The sequence below is a fragment of the Pseudomonas sp. GW821-FHT02A08 genome (genome assembly GCF_059422045.1).
In genome coordinates this window covers 68,118-87,429 of record NZ_JBWKWD010000001.1, presented here as the reverse complement: position 1 = coordinate 87,429, position 19,312 = coordinate 68,118, and the positions used below count along the sequence as shown (strand labels likewise).

Sequence of the window (19,312 nt, the reverse complement as noted above, 5' to 3'; positions counted from 1 at the left end):
GTTTCTACAGGAGTTTCGGGTGGACGATTACCAACAGTCGATACGCATTTTGTCCGATCGCATCGTGCTGGCGCAGACACCGATCCGCGTCCTCGATGCGGTCAAGTGGGACGACAACATTCGTAAGGGGTTCCTCAAGGCCAAGGGCAAGGAAATGCCGGCAGTGGACCGCGACTACTACCTCAACCGGCCGCTGGCGTTCGATTCCAGCAAAGTGAAGCTGGAGTTCCAGAACATCGAGCGCGACATCACCCGCCAGCTCGGCCAGTTCAACCCGGTCGGCCAGATCATGCGCCGCATGTGCAAGGAATACCGCATGGTGGTGCGCATGCTCGAAGCGCGCGGCACCGAGGATTTCGGCCTGATTTCCCAGGAGTTGTACGGCGCCGCGTCCGACGCGTTTCACGCTGGCGACCCGACCCTGTCCGACCTGGGCATGATGCTGTCCGAATACCTGAACAACATCGACGGCCGTGGCGATCTCAAGGATGAACCGAAGACGCTGACGGCCAAGGACGCGGTCGATCTGTTGCAGCATCGCTTGAACAAGGTGTTTGGCGAAGCCGAGGAAACCATCCGGGTGTTCGAATCCGACGGCATCGTCGCCGATGCGGCGGCGGGCGCCGACTACATCAAGATCCGCGCCGATGCGATGTTCAACGACCGCGACGTGCGGGCACTGGAAGTTCACGAAGGGCTGGTGCACGTCGGTACCACCCTCAACGGTCTGAACCAGCCGATCTGCACCTTCCTTTCCAAGGGGCCGCCCTCGTCGACGGTGACCCAGGAAGGCCTGGCGATCCTGATGGAGATCATCACCTTCGCCTCGTACCCGAGCCGTCTGCGCAAACTGACCAACCGCACGCGGGCCATTCACATGGTGGAGGAGGGGGCCGACTTCCTGCAGGTGTTCGAATTCTTCCGCGAACAAGGCTTCGAAATGCCCGAAAGCTACAGCAACGCCAGTCGCGTTTTCCGCGGCTCGGTGCCGACAGGTCTGCCATTTACCAAAGACTTGTCCTACCTCAAGGGCTTCATCATGATTTACAACTACATTCAACTGGCCGTGCGTAAAGGCAAGCTGGAGCAGATACCGCTGTTGTTCTGCGGCAAGACCACCCTGGAAGACATGCGCACCTTGCGCCAGTTGGTGGACGAAGGACTGGTGGTGCCGCCCAAGTACCTGCCGGAACAGTTCCGCGACATGAACGCGTTGTCGGCGTGGATGTGCTTCTCCAACTTCCTCAACCACCTGAGCCTGGACCGGATCGAGGCGGATTACTCGAACATCCTCTGAGGCTGGTGTTATCCCCCTGTGGGAGCGGGCTTGCTCGCGAATGAGGTTTAACATTCAACAATAATGTTGACTGATACACCGCCTTCGCGAGCAAGCCCGCTCCCACAGGGGTATGTATTCCAATCTTCACTGCGAGGTTTCAACGGATGAGAATCCTCGGCATCCTCTGCCTTCTCCTGACCTTGAGCGGTTGCAGCTCGCTATTGTTCTACCCGGAACCCGGCCAGTTGTTCACGCCGGAAAAGGCCGGGCTCGAATACCGCACTGTCACCCTGATCACCGCCGATGGCCTCAAGCTGAACGCCTGGTGGCTGCCGGCGAAGAAGGGTGTCGAGGTCAAAGGCACGGTGCTGCACCTGCACGGCAACGGCGGAAACCTGCCCATGCACCTCGGCGGGAGCTTTTGGTTGCCGAAAAATGGTTACCAGGTGTTGCTTGTGGACTATCGCGGTTACGGCCTGTCCGAAGGCGAACCGAGCCTGCCGGCGATCTACCAGGACATCGATGCGGCGTTCGCCTGGCTGGACAAGGCGCCGGAGGTTCAAGGCAAGCCGCTGATCCTGCTCGGCCAGAGCCTTGGTGGCTCAATGGCCGTGCATTACCTGGTCCAGCACCCGGAACGGCAGAAACAACTGAAGGCTTTTGTCCTCGACGGTGTGCCCGCCAGTTACCGAAGCATCGGTCAGTTTGCCCTGAGCAATTCGTGGATGACCTGGCCGTTCCAGGTGCCGTTGTCGTGGCTGGTACCGGACGGCGACAGCGCAATCAACTCCATGGCGCAGCTTAAAGATGTGCCGAAACTGCTCTACCACAGCATCGACGATCCGATCGTGCCTCTTTCCAACGGCATCCGACTGTATCAAGCTGCGCCGCCGCCACGGGTGCTGCAACTGACCCGTGGCGGTCATGTGCAGACGTTCGCTGACCCGGTCTGGCGCAAGGTCATGTTGCGTTATCTTGATGATCCGCAGCATTTCAACGGCCTGCGCCGCCTGGGTGAGATCCCCAATTACCCGGCGCCCCCGAATTCTGAAGATGAACCACCAGAGAGTCCGCAATGAGTGAAGAACGCAACGCCATCCCGCTGATCATCACCGGTATCTGCAGCATCCTCGGCACCGTCGGTGCCCTGTGGTGGTACGGCTACCTGCACTTCGCCAAGCCCGAGGATGCGTTGCTCCTCAACGAATTCACCATGCTCAAAACGATTCCGGGCGAAGACTACAAAGTCTCCCTGGAGCCGGCGGCGCAAGTGGCGCAGTGCATCGATGGCGTGCTGGTGCTGTTCGACATGGAGCAGAAGGGGCTGACCGGCGTGCTGGTAGACAGCAAGAAAAAAGCCGTGCGCTGCATGGGGCAGGAGACGCCGCAGAAGCTGGAGCAATAAGCCCGTACTTGTTGGCAGCAGAGTTCAAATGTGGGAGCGGGCTTGCTCGCGAATGAGGTTTAACATTCAACAATAATGTTGACTGATACACCGCCTTCGTCGGAACGCCGCCCGGAGCAAGCCCGCTCCCACAGGTTCTGTGGATAATCAGTGTTTCTGTTTGTCGTCAGGCACCGACAAATCGTGCAAATGTCGACGGGACAGCGCCAGAAAACGCGGGGTCGGCCCGATGTCTTCGTACAGTGGATCACCTTCTTCATCGGTGGCGACCACGGTCGTGCCTTTGACGTACGGGAAGCTTCTTTCCAGTTCTTCCAGGGCGGCGCCGATCAGATCGCCGAGCAGTTCTTCGGGATGCCGCTTGGGGTACATCTCGACGAGCGCGGCCAGCCGTGCGGCAGACTCCACGTCCAGATGAATCGAGTAGCCGGTGTCGGTCAGGCGACCCTTGGCGTTTTCTTCCCAGTGGTGGGCAAGCTCGCGGATTTTCATATTGACCTCATTGCGCTCCCGCTCGTGGCAGGCAGAGTGAGTGTCCGGCACTGGCCGGTGACAACCGTTGTACGGCTTATCGTTCAGACTAGCCTCAACAGGCAAGGTTTAAAGGTCCTTCGTCGTCTTGCTTGTAAGAACCCGTCTGGGGCGGCACTCTCTAGGTTCCTAGCCGCCCGGATTTTTGCTGGAGACCTGCTGATGACCGATATTGATGCACGCTTGCGCGAGGACGTTCACCTGTTGGGTGAGCTGTTGGGCAATACCATTCGTGAGCAATATGGCGACGGTTTTCTCGACAAGATCGAGCAGATCCGCAAGGGCGCCAAGGCTGACCGACGGGGTTCCATGGACGCCGAACTCAGCGCCAGCCTCAATCAGTTGACCGAAGACGAGTTGCTGCCGGTGGCGCGGGCGTTCAACCAGTTCCTCAACCTGGCCAATATCGCCGAGCAATATCAGTTGATTCACCGCCGCGATGAATCACAACCGGCGCCGTTCGAAGCCCGTGTGCTGCCAGAGCTGCTCGCGCGCCTGAGCGCCGAGGGGCATGGCGCCGACGCACTGGCCCGGCAACTGGGGCGGCTGGAGATCGAACTGGTACTCACGGCGCACCCGACCGAAGTTGCACGCCGCACGCTGATCCAGAAGTACGACGCCATCGCCGCGCAACTGGCGGCACAGGATCACAGAGACCTGACCAGTGCCGAGCGCGAGCAGATCAAGAACACCTTGCAACGCCTGATCGCCGAAGCCTGGCATACCGAGGAAATCCGCCGCACGCGTCCGACGCCGGTGGACGAAGCCAAGTGGGGTTTCGCGGTGATCGAGCATTCGCTGTGGCAGGCCATTCCCAATTACCTGCGCAAGGCCGATCAGGCCCTGCACGCCGCCACCGGTCTGCGCTTGCCCCTGGAGGCGGCACCGATTCGCTTTGCCTCGTGGATGGGCGGCGACCGCGACGGCAACCCGAACGTGACGGCGGCGGTTACCCGGGAAGTTTTACTGTTGGCGCGCTGGATGGCGGCTGATTTGTACCTGCGCGATGTCGATCGGCTGGCCGCCGAGCTGTCGATGCAGCAGGCCAGCGATGAATTGAAGGCCAAGGCCGGAGACAGCGCCGAACCGTACCGGGCAGTGCTCAAACAGCTGCGCGATCGCTTGCGGGCAACGCGTAACTGGGCACACGCCGCCTTGTCGACGTCAGCGCCGGCACCGACCGATGTACTGCAAGACAACCGCGAACTGCTCGATCCACTGGAGCTTTGCTACCACTCCTTGCACGAGTGCGGCATGGGCGTGATCGCTGACGGGCCGTTGCTCGATTGCCTGCGACGGGCAGTGACGTTCGGACTGTTCCTTGTTCGTCTGGATGTGCGCCAGGACTCGTCGCGACACACCGCCGCAATGACCGAAATCACTGACTATCTTGGCCTGGGGCGCTACGAGGACTGGAGCGAGGGCGAGCGCATCGCCTTCCTGATGCGCGAATTGAGCAATCGTCGGCCCTTGTTGCCGACGTACTTCAAACCCTCCGCCGACACTGCCGAAGTGCTGGCGACCTGCCGGGAAATCGCCGCTGCGCCAGGGGCATCCCTCGGTTCCTATGTGATTTCCATGGCCGGCGCGGCTTCCGATGTACTTGCTGTGCAATTGCTGCTCAAAGAGTCCGGCGTGTTGCGGCCGATGCGCGTGGTGCCGCTGTTCGAAACCCTGGCCGACCTCGACAACGCGGGGCCGGTGATCGAGAAGCTGCTGCTGTTGCCGGGCTATCGCGCGCGCCTGCAAGGGCCGCAGGAAGTGATGATCGGCTACTCCGACTCGGCCAAGGACGCCGGCACCACCGCGGCGGCCTGGGCGCAGTACCGGGCGCAGGAGCGACTGGTGGATATCTGCCGCGAGCAACAAGTTGAGCTGCTGTTGTTCCACGGTCGCGGCGGCACGGTGGGGCGTGGCGGCGGCCCGGCCCACGCGGCGATCCTGTCGCAGCCACCGGGTTCGGTGGCGGGGCGTTTTCGCACCACCGAACAGGGCGAAATGATTCGCTTCAAGTTCGGCCTGCCGGACATCGCCGAGCAAAACCTCAATCTGTACCTGGCCGCTGTGCTGGAGGCGACCTTGCTGCCTCCGCCGCCACCTACGCCCGAGTGGCGCCATTTGATGGACGAGCTGGCCGCGGACGGTGTCGGCGCCTACCGCGCCGTGGTGCGGGAGAATCCGCAGTTTGTAGAGTATTTCCGCCAGTCCACACCGGAGCAGGAACTCGGTCGATTGCCGCTGGGCAGTCGTCCGGCCAAGCGCCGGGCCGGGGGGATCGAAAGCCTGCGGGCGATTCCATGGATCTTCGGCTGGACCCAGACGCGCCTGATGCTACCGGCCTGGCTGGGTTGGGAAGCGGCCCTGAGCAAGGCGCTGGAGCGTGGCGAAGGCGAACTGCTGGGGCAGATGCGCGAGCAGTGGCCGTTCTTCCGCACCCGCATCGACATGCTGGAAATGGTCCTGGCCAAGGCCGATGTAGACATTGCACGGTCCTACGATGAGCGTCTGGTGGAGCCGAATCTGTTGCCATTGGGTGCGCACTTACGCGACCTATTGTCGCAGGCGTGCACCATCGTTCTCGGCCTGACCGGGCAGTCGCAGCTGCTGGCACATAGCCCCGCGACCCTTGAATTCATCCGCTTGCGCAACACCTACCTCGACCCGCTTCATCTATTGCAGGCCGAGTTGCTGGCCCGTTCAAGAATGCAGGACGTGGCGCAAGGCAGCCCGGTAGAACAGGCCTTGCTGGTGTCTGTGGCGGGGATTGCCGCCGGTTTGCGTAACACCGGCTAAGGTTTTTGCCGTGGGGTCAGGCATCCGGCAGGTGAGCCGGATGCCGCTGTATGCCGGGTGCAAAAGTGCTGTCAGGCGACAGTTAGTGATGGGGTTGCGACTTGGGAAACTGCGCGCAATGGTCGCAAGAGGCAGCGGTTTCTCCGACTTTTGGCGTCTTGTGTGGGCGCAGCCTGCTGTGTATCTTGATCAGCCTTTGACCGTTTGGGCGGTCACGACCCTATTTTTGAGATTGGCCCCACGAGGCGAATCTGACGTTATCCATATAAAAAATTGAGGAGCACATCGATGCGCGTCATTCTGCTGGGAGCTCCCGGGGCCGGTAAAGGTACTCAGGCTAAGTTCATCACCGAAAAATTCGGCATTCCGCAAATCTCCACCGGCGACATGTTGCGTGCAGCGGTCAAGGCCGGCACCGAGCTGGGCATCAAGGCCAAGAGCATCATGGATGCCGGTGGCCTGGTGTCCGATGACCTGATCATCGCACTGGTCAAGGACCGCATCGCCCAGTCCGACTGCGCCAACGGTTTCCTGTTCGACGGCTTCCCGCGCACCATTCCCCAGGCTGAAGCCCTGGTGACTGCAGGCGTCGAACTGGATGCCGTGGTTGAAATCGCCGTTGAAGACGAAGAAATCGTCCAGCGTATCGCCGGTCGCCGTGTTCACGAGGCCAGCGGCCGTGTGTACCACATCGTCTACAACCCGCCGAAAGTGGCTGGCACAGACGACGTCACCGGTGAAGAGCTGGTACAGCGCAAGGACGACACCGAAGAAACCGTGCGTCATCGCCTGTCGGTCTACCACTCCCAGACCAAGCCGCTGGTGGAGTTCTACCAGACGCTGTCGGCTGCCAATGGCAAGCCGAAGTACAGCCACATCGAAGGCGTCGGTTCGGTTGAAGCGATCACCGCCAAGGTGCTTGCAGCCCTGAGCTGAAAAGTCTGACCCGCTGCATCATCCACGGCCCGCTTGCGGGCCGTAGTTGTTTATACTGACGCACTTTTTTCTGATCTCTCTTGTGGATACATCGATGAGCACCTTGCTGGCCCTGGACACCGCGACTGAAGCTTGCTCCGTTGCCTTGCTGCATGACGGCAAGGTCACGAGCCATTACGAGGTGATCCCGCGCCTGCACGCGCAGAAGCTGTTGCCGATGATCAAGCAATTGCTGGCTGATGCGGGCACCACGCTGCAAGCGGTCGACGCCATCGCGTTCGGCCGTGGCCCGGGCGCCTTCACCGGCGTGCGCATTGCCATCGGCGTGGTGCAAGGCCTGGCGTTTGCCCTGGATCGCCCGGTGTTGCCGGTGTCGAACCTGGCGGTGCTGGCGCAACGCGCGCTGCGCGAACACGGCACCACTCAGGTCGCCGCCGCCATCGATGCGCGCATGGATGAAGTGTATTGGGGTTGCTACCGCGAAACGGCCGGAGAGATGCGTCTGGTGGGTGCTGAAGCGGTCCTGGCGCCGGAGTCTGCTGCATTGCCGGCCGATGCCGACGGCGAGTGGTTCGGCGCAGGCACCGGTTGGGGCTATGGCGAGCGTATCGCCGTCAACCTGAGCGGGCAGGACGCGGGCATGTTGCCCCATGCGCAAGACTTGCTGACTTTGGCGCGGTTTGCCTGGGAGCGCGGCGAGGGGATCGTGGCCGATGAGGCGCAGCCGGTTTATCTGCGTGACAAGGTGGCGACACCGAAGGCGCGTTGATTCACGCAGTACCTGTGGGAGCGGGCTTGCTCGCGAAGACGGTGTGTCAGGCAACAGAAATGTTGAATGTTATACCGCCTTCGCGAGCAAGCCCGCTCCCACAGGGATAGTGTTCTGCTCTGATTCTGCCAATCGTCAGTTTCTAACTGCAGCTTTTAAACCTTTTGCCTTTTATGTGTTCTAGTTATCACTCGCGGTTTGCGAAGTGGGTTTTGCGCCACTAAACTGCCATCACTGATTCCGAGTATGCACGTATGCGTATCGACGGCGTTTCCTCACAGTCCTACCCCATCAAGCGCAAACCTCGCAAAGGCCGCGTGGTGGAAGACGACGCCATTGATATCGAAGGCGAGCTGGAATTCCCGACTGAAGAGCAACTGGCTGCCCGCGCCGCCAAAGCCTCTGCGCAAAAACTGAGCAATCTTCCCGCCCGTCAGCAAGACATGATTTACCACCGTGCCATGAGCAAAAGCGTGGCGACAGCCCTGGCCAGCTACCTGAGCACCGCCGGTTTCGTCGATTGGGAAGCGGATGTGCTGGGTCTCGACCTGTACATCTGATGCTGCTGCCGTATTACCTCGGATGCCCGTCCTGGAGCGAAAACGCCTGGCGCGATTACCTGTATCCGCCGCACGCCAAACCCGCCGATTTTCTTGATCTCTATTCCCGGGTTTTCAATGCCGTGGAAGGCAACACGACCTTTTACGCGAGCCCGGCCGCCGGCACCGTGCAGCGTTGGGCCGAGACCATGCCCGAGCACTTTCGCTTCACCGCCAAGTTTCCCGGCGAGATCAGCCACGGTGGAGATCTGCGCGAGCAACTGAGCGCCGCAGAAACCTTCCTGCAATTGCTCAGCCCTCTGGGTGAGCGGGTGTCGCCATTGTGGTTGCAGCTGTCGAAAAGCTTCACGCCCCAACGTTTGCCTGAGCTGGCCGGGTTTATCGATGCCCTGCAGCGACCGTTGGCCGTGGAAGTGCGGCATGACGAGTTTTTCGCCAAGGGTGACAGCGAGCGAATGCTCAACCGCCTGCTGCTGGATCGCGGTGTCGAACGCATCTGTCTCGATCCCCGTGCGCTGTTCAGTTGCACCTCGACCGAGCCCTCGGTGCTCCATGCGCAATCGAAGAAACCCCGTGTGCCGCCGCGTCCGGCGGCATTCACGGCATTCCCGCAGGTACGTTTTATCGGCCATCCGATGCTTGAGGCCAACGATGCGTTTCTGGAACCCTGGGTTGAAAAAATCGCGGTGTGGATCGAAGAAGGCCGCACGCCGTATATCTTCCTGCACACGGCCGACAACGTACTGGCCGCGAAACTGGCGCAGCGCTTTCACGCCCGGCTGATGCTGCGTTTGCCTGGCTTGCCGGCGCTGCCTGAGCTATACAGAGAGCCCGCCGCCGAGCAACTTGGCCTGCTCTGAGGCGGATTCTTTCCCCTCTTCAGGAGCCTGCCCAATGGATGCGCAAACCTTTCGAGCCCAGGCGTTCAAAGCCCTTCACGAACGCCCCGGGGCTTTTGTGATTCCCAATCCGTGGGATGCCGGTTCAGCGAAAATGCTCGCCAGCCTCGGCTTCGAGGCGCTGGCGACCACCAGCGCCGGTTATGCCTTTTCCCAGGGCCGTGCCGATGGCGGATTGACCCTCGACGATACCCTGATGAACGTTCAGGCGATTGTCACCGTCACCGACCTGCCGGTTGCCGTCGACCTGGAAAACGGTTTTGCCGACAACCCGGCCGACTGCGCCAAAAGTATCTTGCGCGCCGCAGAGGTCGGCGCCGTCGGTGGTTCGATCGAAGATGCCACTGGCCGCGAAGAAGGCCCGATCTATTGTTTCGAACACGCCGTGGCCCGCATCGAAGCCGCTGTGGCGGCCGCTCGCAGTCTGCCGTTCGACTTTACGTTGACTGCCCGGGCGGAAAATTTCCTGCACGGCAATCCCGATCTGGCCGACACCATCCGCCGCTTGCAGGCATTCGCCGAGGCCGGTGCCGATGTGCTCTACGCACCGGGCCTGCGCAGCGCCGAGGATGTGCTGGCGGTGGTGCGCGCCGTGGCACCAAAACCGGTGAATGTGTTGATGTCGGGCGGATTGAAGCTGACGGTCGCACAGTTGGGTGAGATGGGGGTCAAACGCATCAGTGTGGGCTCGGCGCTGGCATTGGCGGCCTATGGCGAATTCTTGCGCGCCGCCGAAGAAATCCAGACGTCAGGCACGTTCGGTTTCACGTCCCGGTCGATGCCGTACCAGAAGGCCAATCAGTTTTTCAAAGGCTGAGGAAGAGGGCGCGGCTGAGGATCAGGCGGCGATACGCAGGTTCTGCAGGATGATCGGGCGCGCCCAGCCATTGTCGAAATCGAGTTGTTTTTGCTGCTCCACCCGTTCTTCTGGCGAGAACGGCGGGAATGGCTTGTCGAGCAGATCGAGTTCGAACTCGGCGATGGGCAGGTGCAGGGGACGCGGTTGTGGGGCTGGGCTGGCTTCTGGCACCGGCTGACCGGCGTTCAATACGATCGGGCGAACCCAGCCGCTTTCGAAGTCCTGTTGTTTTTGCTGGGCGACGATTTCGTCCGCCGGGAATGGAGGGAACGGCTTGTCCGCCAGGTCCATTTCGAATTCGGCAATCGGCAGGAACAGCGGCTCGGGCGGGCGGATTTCGTTGTCCTTCACGTCACATTCACGCTGGGACACGATGTGGGCCAACAGGTCGCTGCCGACCGTGGGTTCAACAGGACTTTCGAGGTCGACCGGTGGAAAGTTCAGCGATTGCGGCAGCACTTCACCCGACTGTTCGGCCAGCGCTCGGGCAAAGAAATCCTGCCAGATGTGGCTGACGCCGCTCAGTGCCTGGGTGTTTCGCAGGTTGTAGTCGCCGTAGGGCGAGATAAAACCTGTGATTGTGGGTTGAATGTCTGACATTTCTCTCGGTCGACGCTCAGCTCTGGCAAAATGCTCGATAGTTTTGTTATCGGCAGTTTTTGCCGATCATTAATTTTTTGAGCGTGTTTTCCGATGATTGATCAACCTGCGGCCTGCCGCATCCATGTCCAGGCCCTCGATGCGGCTTTCGAGCCACAGGCCGAGCAATGGGCCGAGCGTCTGGGCTTGCCGCTGCAAGTGGCTGATGGCGAGTTTGCGTTGCAGGTGGGCGACCAGGGTTTGCAGCTGCAACAACTGGGGCCGGATGCGCCGGGCCCGGTGCGGGTGGACTTCGTCGAAGGCGGTGCGGCCCATCGCCGGCTGTACGGCGGTGGCAGCGGACAGATGATCGCCAAGGCCGTTGGCGTCGCCCAAGGCGTGCGCCCGAGGGTGCTGGATGCCACGGCGGGGCTGGGCAAGGACGCGTTCGTGCTGGCCAGCCTCGGTTGCGAGATGAGCCTGATCGAGCGTCAGCCGCTGATCGGCGCCTTGCTGGAAGACGGCCTGGCCCGTGGCGCGGAAGATTTCGACGTGGCGCCAATCGTGGCGCGGATGCGCTTGCTCAAGGGTAACTCGATCGAGGTGATGCGCAATTGGGAAGGCGAACCGCCCCAAGTGATCTATCTCGACCCGATGTTCCCGCACCGTGAGAAAACTGCGCTGGTGAAGAAGGAAATGCGCCTGTTCCGGCCGCTGGTGGGCGATGACCCGGATGCGCCGGCATTGCTCGAAGCCGCGTTGGCCCTGGCCAGCCACCGGGTGGTGGTCAAGCGTCCGCGCAAGGCACCGTGCATCGACGGGCCGAAGCCGAGCCATGCGCTCGATGGCAAGTCCAGTCGGTATGACATTTATCCGAAGAAGGCGCTCAAGCCTTAAGACCGAGGCGCCTGCTTCGCGAGCAAGCCCGCTCCCACAGGTTTTGTGCCGGGTTCAAAATTCGAGTACACCTCGGACCCTGTGGGAGCGGGCTTGCCCGCGAAGGCGTCGGTACAGTCAACGCAATACTGTCAGGCTCACTCAGGCCGATAAGCCCGCATAAACAACCCCACCACTTCCCGCACATGGCTCTCCGCCTCTTCACCAACCGGCGGCTCGCCGCAGCCATACAGCAAGCGGAAATTCCCGGCGCCCTTGATCAGGCAGAAGAAGTGCTCGGCCGCGTTGTGCGGCTTGTCGATGCGCAGCACGCCGCTTTCATCGATCTTGCTCAGCAAGCGTTCCATGCCATGCAGCATGCGCTCCGGTCCGGCCTCGAAGAAGATCTGCGAGAGCTTCGGGTCCTGGCTGCCCAGGGTCATCATCAAGCGGTGCAGGTTCACCGATTCATCACTGTTGATCAGCTGATGAAAGCCGCGCGCGATGTTCAGCAGCACGGTTTCCACGGCCACACCTTCCGGCAATTCGAAGAACAGCGGTGGCAACTGCTCCTCGCACTTGGCCACCACGGCGGCGGAGAACAGCGTCTCCTTGTCATTGAAGTGGCTATAGACCGTCAGCTTCGACACACCGGCCTCGGTTGCGACGGCATCCATGCTGGTATTGGCATAACCCTTACTCAGAAACAGCGCTTTGGCCGCATCGAGAATCGCCTGGCGCTTGACCAGGTCCTTGGGTCTGCCTGGGCCATTGGGTGCTGAAAGATTGTTTGGCATATTCGTTTTTATTACTGGACTGGTGAGTTTGCTATTAATAACATACTGCTCAGTATAATTATTCAAAGCACCATTAGCGAAAGGTCCTTCACCATGTTCCGCTATGCCTTGCCCCTGGCGTTGCCAGTCACCCTGGCTTTTTTATTGTCTGCGTGCGGTCACGAAGAGGCGCCGCAGGTCAGTGTGCGCCCGGCCATGGTGGTCCAGCCAGAGCCTTCGGCGCAGGCCATGGAAAGCTATCCCGGTGAAGTTCGCGCGCGGTATGAGCCGGACCTGGCATTCCGTATCGGCGGCAAAGTCAGCCGACGACTGGTCGAAGAGGGGCAGCGGGTCAAGGCCGATCAACCCTTGGCGGAGCTCGACCCTCAGGACGTGCGCCTGCAACTGGAGGCCACCCGGGCCCAGGTCGCCGCCGCCGAAGCCAATCTGAACCTGGTGCGTTCCGAGCGTGATCGCTACAAGACCCTGATGGAGCGCCAACTGGTCAGCCGCTCGCAATACGACAACGCGGAAAACCTCTACCGCTCCGGTGAGGCGCGCCTCAAGCAAATCAAAGCCGAATTCAACGTTTCCAATAACCAGGCCAGCTACGCCGTGTTGCGTGCGCCGCAGGACGGTGTCGTGGCCAAGCGCCTGGTGGAAGTCGGGCAAGTCGTGGCTGCCGGGCAAACAGTCTTCACACTGGCAACCGATGGCGAGCGTGAAGTCTTGATCAGCCTGCCGGAGCAAAACTTCGGCCGCTTCAAGGTCGGTGAGCCGGTGTCGGTGGAACTCTGGACCCAGCCCGACCAGCGTCTGGCCGGGCGCATCCGTGAGTTGTCGCCTGCAGCCGATCCCAAGTCGCGCACCTTCGCGGCGCGTATCGCCTTCAATGCCGGTACTGTGCCTGTCGAGCTGGGCCAGAGCGCCCGAGTGTTCGTGCAGGCCGTCGACGTGGTTCCACTCTCCGTTCCGCTGTCTGCGCTGACGGCGGAAAACGGCGTGACCTATGTCTGGGTCGTCAGCGCCAACAACACCTTGAAGAAAACCCCGGTGCGGGTCGGTGCCTTTGGCGAAAAAACCGTTCCGGTGCTTGAAGGGCTCAACGCCAGCGACTGGGTAGTGGCCGCCGGTGTCCATGTGCTTCTCGAAGGGCAGCAGGTGCGCCCGGTGGATCGCTCCAATCGCGTGGTCAATCTGGCGGACAAGGAGTAAGCCCCGATGCGCTTCAACGTTTCCGAATGGGCGCTGCGTAATCGCCAGATCGTCCTGTTCCTGATGCTGTTGCTGGCCATCGTCGGCGCACTTTCCTATACCAAGCTGGGCCAGAGCGAGGACCCTCCGTTCACCTTCAAGGCCATGGTGATTCGCACCAACTGGCCGGGGGCGACCGCTGAAGAAGTCTCGCGCCAGGTCACCGAGCGCATCGAAAAGAAGCTGATGGAAACCGGCGAGTACGAGCGCATCGTGTCGTTCTCTCGCCCCGGCGAATCCCAGGTGACCTTCATTGCGCGCGACTCCATGCACTCGGTGGAGATCCCGGAGCTCTGGTACCAGGTGCGCAAGAAGATCAGCGACATCCGTCATACCCTGCCGCCGGGGATTCAGGGACCGTTCTTCAACGATGAGTTCGGCACCACCTTCGGCAATATCTACGCCCTGACTGGCGACGGCTTTGACTACGCCGTGCTCAAGGATTACGCCGACCGCATCCAGATCCAGCTGCAACGGGTCAAGGATGTGGGCAAGGTCGAACTGCTGGGGTTGCAGGACGAGAAGATCTGGATCGAACTCTCCAACGTCAAGCTCGCCACCCTCGGCTTACCGCTGGCGGCCGTCCAGCAAGCCCTTGAAGAACAGAACGCGGTGTCCACGGCGGGTTTCTTCGAAACCAGCAGCGAGCGATTGCAGCTACGGGTGACGGGGAATTTTCAGACGGTAGACGAGATCAAGAACTTCCCGATCCGCGTCGGTGATCGCACCTTCCGCATCTCCGATGTGGCCGACGTGCGCCGTGGTTTCAACGATCCACCGGCGCCGCGCATGCGTTTCATGGCGCAGGACGCCATCGGCCTGGCGGTGGCAATGAAGGACGGCGGTGACATCCTGGTACTGGGCAAGGCGCTGGAAATCGAGTTCGCCCGCATCCAGAACAACCTCCCGGCCGGCATGGAGTTGCGCAAAGTCTCCGACCAGCCGGCGGCGGTGAAAACCGGTGTTGGCGAGTTCGTGCAAGTGCTGGTCGAGGCACTGGCCATTGTGTTGCTGGTGAGCTTCTTCTCCCTCGGCGTGCGCACCGGCATGGTCGTGGCCCTGGCGATTCCGCTGGTGCTGGCGATGACGTTCGCGTGCATGTATTACCTGGGCATCGGCCTGCACAAGATCTCCCTCGGCGCGCTGGTACTGGCCCTGGGGTTGCTGGTGGATGATGCGATCATCGCCGTGGAAATGATGGCGATCAAAATGGAGCAGGGTTTCGACCGGGTCAAAGCCGCGAGTTATGCCTGGACCAGTACCGCGTTCCCGATGCTCACCGGCACGTTGATCACCGCAGCCGGCTTCCTGCCGATTGCCACGGCGCAATCGGGCACTGGCGAATACACCCGTTCGATCTTCGAAGTGGTCACCATCGCGCTGTTGGCGTCCTGGGTGGCCGCGGTGGTGTTCGTGCCGTACCTCGGTGAAAAACTGCTGCCGGACCTGGCGAAAATTCACGCCGCCAAGCATGGTGCCGGCCAGCCAGATCCCTATGGCACGCCGTTCTATCAGCGCGTCCGGCGTCTGGTGGAATGGTGTGTGCGCTGGCGCAAAACCGTGATCGCAGCGACCGTGATGTTATTCATCGCCTCCATCGTGCTGTTCAAGTTTGTGCCGCAACAGTTCTTCCCTGCATCGGGTCGCCTGGAGTTGATGGTCGACCTGAAACTGGCCGAAGGCGCTTCGCTGAGCAACACCGCCGACGAGGTCAAGCGCCTCGAAGCACTGCTCAAGGACAAAGCGGGGATCGACAATTACGTGGCCTACGTCGGCACCGGTTCGCCGCGATTCTACCTGCCGCTGGATCAGCAACTGCCGGCGGCGAGCTTCGCCCAGTTTGTCGTCCTGGCGAAAACCATCGAAGAACGGGAAACCCTGCGTACCTGGTTGATCTCGACCCTCAACGAGCAATTCCCGGCTCTGCGTTCGCGGGTCACGCGCCTGGAAAACGGTCCGCCGGTTGGCTACCCGGTGCAGTTCCGCGTGACCGGGGAGCACATCGAGGAAGTACGGGCGCTGGCGCGCAAAGTCGCGGCCAAGGTTCGCCAGAACCCCCATGTGGTCAACGTCCACCTGGACTGGGAGGAACCGAGCAAAGTCGTCTACCTGAACATCGATCAGGACCGCGCGCGGGCGCTGGGCGTGAGTACGGCGAACCTGTCGAGGTTCTTGCAAAGCTCCCTGACCGGTTCCAGCGTCAGCCAGTACCGCGAAGACAATGAGTTGATCGAGATCCTGTTGCGCGGCACCGTGCATGAGCGCACCGAGTTGTCATTGCTGCCGAGCCTGGCAGTACCGACCGATAACGGTCGCAGTGTCGCGCTGTCGCAGATCGCGACCCTGGAATACGGCTTCGAGGAGGGCATCATCTGGCACCGCAACCGCCTGCCAAACGTGACCGTTCGCGCCGACATCTACGGCAAGGAACAACCGGCGACGCTGGTGCAGCAGATCATGCCGACCCTCGATCCGATTCGCGCCGAACTGCCGGATGGCTACTTGCTGGATGTCGGTGGCACGGTGGAAGACTCGGCGCGGGGACAGAACTCGGTGAAGGCCGGCGTGCCGTTGTTCATTGTGGTGGTGTTGACCTTGCTGATGCTGCAACTGCGAAGTTTCTCGCGCACGGCGATGGTATTTCTGACGGCGCCGCTGGGGTTGATCGGGGTGGCGCTGTTTCTGTTGGTGTTCCGCCAGCCGTTCGGTTTCGTGGCCATGCTGGGGACCATCGCCTTGTCGGGGATGATCATGCGTAACTCGGTGATTCTGGTGGATCAGATCGAGCAGGACATTGCTGCCGGTTTGAAGCCTTGGCAGGCGATTATCGAGGCGACGGTGCGGCGGTTCCGGCCGATTGTGTTGACGGCACTTGCTGCTGTTTTGGCGATGATTCCGTTGTCGCGCAGTGTGTTCTTTGGGCCGATGGCGGTGGCGATCATGGGGGGGTTGATCGTTGCTACGGCGTTGACGCTTTTGTTTTTGCCGGCGTTGTATGCGGCCTGGTTCCGCGTTCGCAAAGAGTCTGTTTGACCGGTTGACCGTGGCGGCCTTCGGGCCGACCAGGTTCTTGGTTGATTGAGTACATATCCGTTGCTGCGGTAACGGCGGCTTATGGTTTCGCCCTTACGGCGAGTCCCTTTTGGCAAACGCCCGGAGTGCCGGCCCAGCCAAAAGGAACCAAAAGGTCTCGCCCCTTACGTACGGCCCCTCGCTAAGGCTCGGCGTTCCTTCGCTCCGGTATTCATCCGGGGGCATTGCCCTCCGGTCGGCTTCGCTTCGACCTACATGCAATGAGTTCGACTGCGTCGAACGGCGCTGCGCGCCTATCCCCGGATAAACACCGGAACGAGGCCTCCCGAGGGGGCGGGTGGATCAAGATCAAGAGCTGCAGGCGAGCTAACGCTCGACCTGATGAGTGGTGAGAAGCGGGTGTTCGCAACTCTGCTGTTCTGTGGGAGCTGGCTTGCCAGCGATGGCGGCCTGTCAGCCGACCTGATTCTCTCGGATGCCCACTATCCCTGTGGGAGCGGGCTTGCCCGCGAAGGCGTCCTGACAGTCAACAACGTTTATCGCCCAAGCCAACCATTCAGACCATTCCCACAAGACTTTCAGGTTGCCTGTCGGAAGCACGATCACTAGCCTCTGACGGTCGCTGCCAATTCAGCGACCGGGACTGCAAGCCCGCCAATAGTTTGTTAGGCGCCAACTTTGGGAGCTTCGCAATGATCAATGACAGTCCAGACCCCTCCGCCTCTGAGTCCGAAAAACAAGCGTCACGCCGCCCCTGCCCAATTTTCACCATCCACCCAGGCGTCGATTCCGAAACCCTGCTGGTCCATGCCTATGAAACTCTCGCTTCAGCCAATGTAATGGCAACCGAACTGTCGTCCATCCTGACCGGCCCAACCTGCAATCTGACACTCGGCATTCAGCAGATGATTGTCTTGGCGCAGCTATCGGTGAATCGCGTGCTGGATCAATTGGATTCGCCTCGATAGCACAACGAAAAAGCCCGCTGAACCTTTGAAGGTCAGCGGGCTTCGGTTGTTGCCGTCAGCTAAAAGTTACAAAGTCCCAAACACCTTCTTCGCCAAACTGGTCGCCGCAGCCGCCGGGTTCTGGCGGATGGTTTCTTCCTGTTTGCCGATCATTTCGAACAAGCCGTTCAGCGCCTGCTCGGTGACGTAGTTTTCGACGTTGGCATTCTTCGCATCCACTACGCCCATGGTCGCCGCTTGCCCGGCGAACGAGTTGTACTGCTGGGCCAGGCCGACCTTGTCGGTGGCTTGCTTGACGATCGGCAGGAACTTGGCGCGGATCTGTTCGCGGCTGGTCTTGTTCAGGTATTGGGTGGCCGAGTCGTTGCCGCCGCTGAGGATGCCCTTGGCATCTTCCACGGTCATTTTCTTCACGGCATCGATGAGGATTGGCTGGGCCTGGGTCACGGCTGTTTCCGCCGCCTTGTTCATGCTGGCTTCCAGTTCATCGACCTGATCACCCATGCCGAACTGTTTCATCTTGCTCGCGACCTTGCCCAGTTTGCCCGGCAGTTCGATTTTCACGTCGGGGTTGTTGCTGAAGCCACCCGGGGTGCCGAGTTGTTTCACGGCCAGTTGCGCGCCTTGGGTCAGTGCGTCCTTGAGTCCGCCAGTGGCGTCTTTCTGCGACAGGTCGCTGAGGGACAGCGCCAGGGCGTTGGCGCAGATCATCAAACCTGCGCACAGGCCGGCAAAACGAAGGGTAGGGCGGAGCATGGCAGCTTCCTTGTTCAAAAAAAGAGAGAATTAGCGAACGGTGTCGACGCGGATTTTCAGCGGTTGCGGGTCCTTGCCATCAAGACGCACGGCATGGTTTTCGGTGGTGATGAACATCAGCTTGCCGTCGACTTCGATGCGCGCGCTGACCGAGTAACGATGACCCGGCTTGACCTGCGCCGGATCGTAACTCAGATGAAACGGCAGTGGCACCTGGCCTTTGACCTGACCTTTCTGTTCATCGAGGACAATGGCCGTTGCGTCGGCCAGGGACACGTCCTGCAAGCTTACGCTCAGGGTAGCGGTGGGCGGCAGGGCGCTGCGTTGCAGGTAAAAGACTTCGCCGTCGAGGCTGGCTTTCGGGGCAGGTTGCATGGATTGGCAGGCGCCGAGCAAAACCGTAAGCCCGAGGAGAGAGAGTTTTTTCATGAGGCAAATCCTTGTCATTGGCGCCCGAAGAAGACCGGCGCCAACGACAATTTAACGGATTTTACCGAGGATATCGCCCAACTTGCCTGAGGGGATATTCTCAAACGAGGCTGACCAGCACTTCCTGCCCTTCTACATGATCGGCACCCAGTTCCACCTGGTGTTGTTGAGTGGTGGCGAAGATCAGGCGGTCTTCGTGGGTGATGCTCGCGCTGATTGCATAGGTATGGCCGGGCAGGACATCAGCAAAGCTGTACGTCAGTTTGAATTTCAGCCCGGCTTTTTCTGCATTGGGAGTGATCTGAACGGTCAGCTCCTTCGCGACGACATCTTGCAGGCTGACATCCAGCAGTCGGACATGAAGAGTCGAGTCAGCCGACAGTGCAATCCTTTGCAGGTAATGGACTTTGCCACTGATGGTTTTTACGGTTTCGCTGCTCATATTGATTTCCTTATCGATTGATCGTCGGTAGTGACGAGCGCCCAGCATAGGGTCAAGGCAGCGTTTGCTATGTAGGGGAATGCCTGCGAACTGGGGCGAAAAGGAAGTGGCATGAGTCAGTAGCGTCCTTGCTTCAGCCATGAAACTTCCGCGCAGAGATGTGAGTGA

19 protein-coding genes are annotated in these 19,312 nt (G+C 60.7%); 13 read left to right on the top strand and 6 right to left on the bottom strand.

The genetic code is table 11. The features are described from left to right. Window positions 1-19: 19 nt before the first annotated feature. From AC07W4_RS00405 to AC07W4_RS00395, 3 genes are all read left to right on the top strand, one after another. The gene (locus tag AC07W4_RS00405) at window positions 20-1,297 is read left to right on the top strand and encodes a flavohemoglobin expression-modulating QEGLA motif protein (protein WP_008051382.1); all 1,278 of its coding nucleotides are present in this window, start codon (window positions 20-22) and stop codon (window positions 1,295-1,297) included. 146 nt (window positions 1,298-1,443) lie between these two features. After that, the gene (locus AC07W4_RS00400; RefSeq protein WP_495031109.1) at window positions 1,444-2,358 is read left to right on the top strand and encodes an alpha/beta hydrolase; all 915 of its coding nucleotides are present in this window, start codon (window positions 1,444-1,446) and stop codon (window positions 2,356-2,358) included. Then, a complete protein-coding gene (locus AC07W4_RS00395) occupies window positions 2,355-2,684 on the top strand; it encodes a PA3694 family proteiin (RefSeq protein WP_008051386.1) in 330 nt (109 codons plus the stop codon). Before AC07W4_RS00400 ends, AC07W4_RS00395 begins: the two co-directional genes overlap by 4 nt. 147 nt (window positions 2,685-2,831) lie before the next feature. On the opposite strand, the gene AC07W4_RS00390 is transcribed toward AC07W4_RS00395, so the two are convergent. Next, entirely contained in the window at window positions 2,832-3,176 is a 345-nt protein-coding gene (locus tag AC07W4_RS00390) for a hypothetical protein (RefSeq protein ID WP_008051389.1), read from the bottom strand. A gap of 201 nt (window positions 3,177-3,377) precedes the next feature. Here AC07W4_RS00390 and ppc point away from each other — a divergent pair, with 201 nt between their 5' ends. From ppc to AC07W4_RS00360, 6 genes are all read left to right on the top strand, one after another. Next, the gene (ppc, locus tag AC07W4_RS00385) at window positions 3,378-6,008 is read left to right on the top strand and encodes a phosphoenolpyruvate carboxylase (RefSeq protein ID WP_495031108.1); all 2,631 of its coding nucleotides are present in this window, start codon (window positions 3,378-3,380) and stop codon (window positions 6,006-6,008) included. Window positions 6,009-6,296: 288 nt separating this feature from the next. After that, window positions 6,297-6,944, top strand: a complete 648-nt coding sequence (adk, locus tag AC07W4_RS00380; RefSeq protein ID WP_008051393.1) for an adenylate kinase — start codon at window positions 6,297-6,299, stop codon at window positions 6,942-6,944. 94 nt (window positions 6,945-7,038) lie between these two features. Further along, entirely contained in the window at window positions 7,039-7,713 is a 675-nt protein-coding gene (tsaB, locus tag AC07W4_RS00375) for a tRNA (adenosine(37)-N6)-threonylcarbamoyltransferase complex dimerization subunit type 1 TsaB (protein ID WP_495031107.1), read from the top strand. A 254-nt stretch (window positions 7,714-7,967) separates the two neighbouring features. After that, window positions 7,968-8,273: a hypothetical protein gene (locus AC07W4_RS00370; protein ID WP_057716196.1), complete on the top strand. Its 306-nt coding sequence runs from the start codon at window positions 7,968-7,970 to the stop codon at window positions 8,271-8,273. Further along, complete coding sequence (locus tag AC07W4_RS00365; RefSeq protein ID WP_495031106.1) at window positions 8,273-9,133, top strand: DUF72 domain-containing protein; 861 nt, start codon at window positions 8,273-8,275, stop codon at window positions 9,131-9,133. The genes AC07W4_RS00370 and AC07W4_RS00365 overlap by 1 nt, the downstream gene beginning before the upstream one ends. A 34-nt stretch (window positions 9,134-9,167) precedes the next feature. Beyond that, the gene (locus AC07W4_RS00360; protein WP_495031105.1) at window positions 9,168-9,989 is read left to right on the top strand and encodes an isocitrate lyase/PEP mutase family protein; all 822 of its coding nucleotides are present in this window, start codon (window positions 9,168-9,170) and stop codon (window positions 9,987-9,989) included. A gap of 21 nt (window positions 9,990-10,010) precedes the next feature. Here AC07W4_RS00360 and AC07W4_RS00355 read toward each other — a convergent pair whose 3' ends face one another. Next, on the bottom strand, window positions 10,011-10,631 hold the full coding sequence (locus tag AC07W4_RS00355) for an energy transducer TonB (protein ID WP_495031104.1): 621 nt from the start codon (window positions 10,629-10,631) through the stop codon (window positions 10,011-10,013). A 93-nt stretch (window positions 10,632-10,724) separates the two neighbouring features. Here AC07W4_RS00355 and AC07W4_RS00350 point away from each other — a divergent pair, with 93 nt between their 5' ends. Then, window positions 10,725-11,507, top strand: a complete 783-nt coding sequence (locus AC07W4_RS00350) for a class I SAM-dependent methyltransferase (RefSeq protein ID WP_495031103.1) — start codon at window positions 10,725-10,727, stop codon at window positions 11,505-11,507. Between the two features lie 137 nt (window positions 11,508-11,644). On the opposite strand, the gene AC07W4_RS00345 is transcribed toward AC07W4_RS00350, so the two are convergent. Further along, window positions 11,645-12,283, bottom strand: coding sequence for a TetR/AcrR family transcriptional regulator (locus tag AC07W4_RS00345; protein ID WP_495031102.1), 639 nt, complete (start codon window positions 12,281-12,283; stop codon window positions 11,645-11,647). A gap of 93 nt (window positions 12,284-12,376) precedes the next feature. On the opposite strand from AC07W4_RS00345, the gene AC07W4_RS00340 reads away from it, so the two are divergent. The 3 genes from AC07W4_RS00340 to AC07W4_RS00330 all read left to right on the top strand — a co-directional run bounded on the left by AC07W4_RS00340 (window position 12,377) and on the right by AC07W4_RS00330 (window position 17,517). Beyond that, the gene (locus AC07W4_RS00340) at window positions 12,377-13,477 is read left to right on the top strand and encodes an efflux RND transporter periplasmic adaptor subunit (protein ID WP_008051407.1); all 1,101 of its coding nucleotides are present in this window, start codon (window positions 12,377-12,379) and stop codon (window positions 13,475-13,477) included. A gap of 6 nt (window positions 13,478-13,483) precedes the next feature. Further along, a complete protein-coding gene (locus AC07W4_RS00335; RefSeq protein WP_495031101.1) occupies window positions 13,484-16,549 on the top strand; it encodes an efflux RND transporter permease subunit in 3,066 nt (1,021 codons plus the stop codon). Between the two features lie 692 nt (window positions 16,550-17,241). Further along, entirely contained in the window at window positions 17,242-17,517 is a 276-nt protein-coding gene (locus AC07W4_RS00330) for a DUF6124 family protein (protein ID WP_008052805.1), read from the top strand. A gap of 66 nt (window positions 17,518-17,583) precedes the next feature. Here AC07W4_RS00330 and AC07W4_RS00325 read toward each other — a convergent pair whose 3' ends face one another. The 3 genes from AC07W4_RS00325 to AC07W4_RS00315 form a co-directional block, all read right to left on the bottom strand. Next, a complete protein-coding gene (locus AC07W4_RS00325; RefSeq protein ID WP_007995770.1) occupies window positions 17,584-18,273 on the bottom strand; it encodes a DUF4197 domain-containing protein in 690 nt (229 codons plus the stop codon). 30 nt (window positions 18,274-18,303) lie between these two features. Further along, a complete protein-coding gene (locus AC07W4_RS00320) occupies window positions 18,304-18,702 on the bottom strand; it encodes a YbaY family lipoprotein (protein WP_495031100.1) in 399 nt (132 codons plus the stop codon). Between the two features lie 100 nt (window positions 18,703-18,802). Then, complete coding sequence (locus AC07W4_RS00315) at window positions 18,803-19,144, bottom strand: YbaY family lipoprotein (RefSeq protein ID WP_495031099.1); 342 nt, start codon at window positions 19,142-19,144, stop codon at window positions 18,803-18,805. Between the last annotated feature and the right edge of the window lie 168 nt (window positions 19,145-19,312).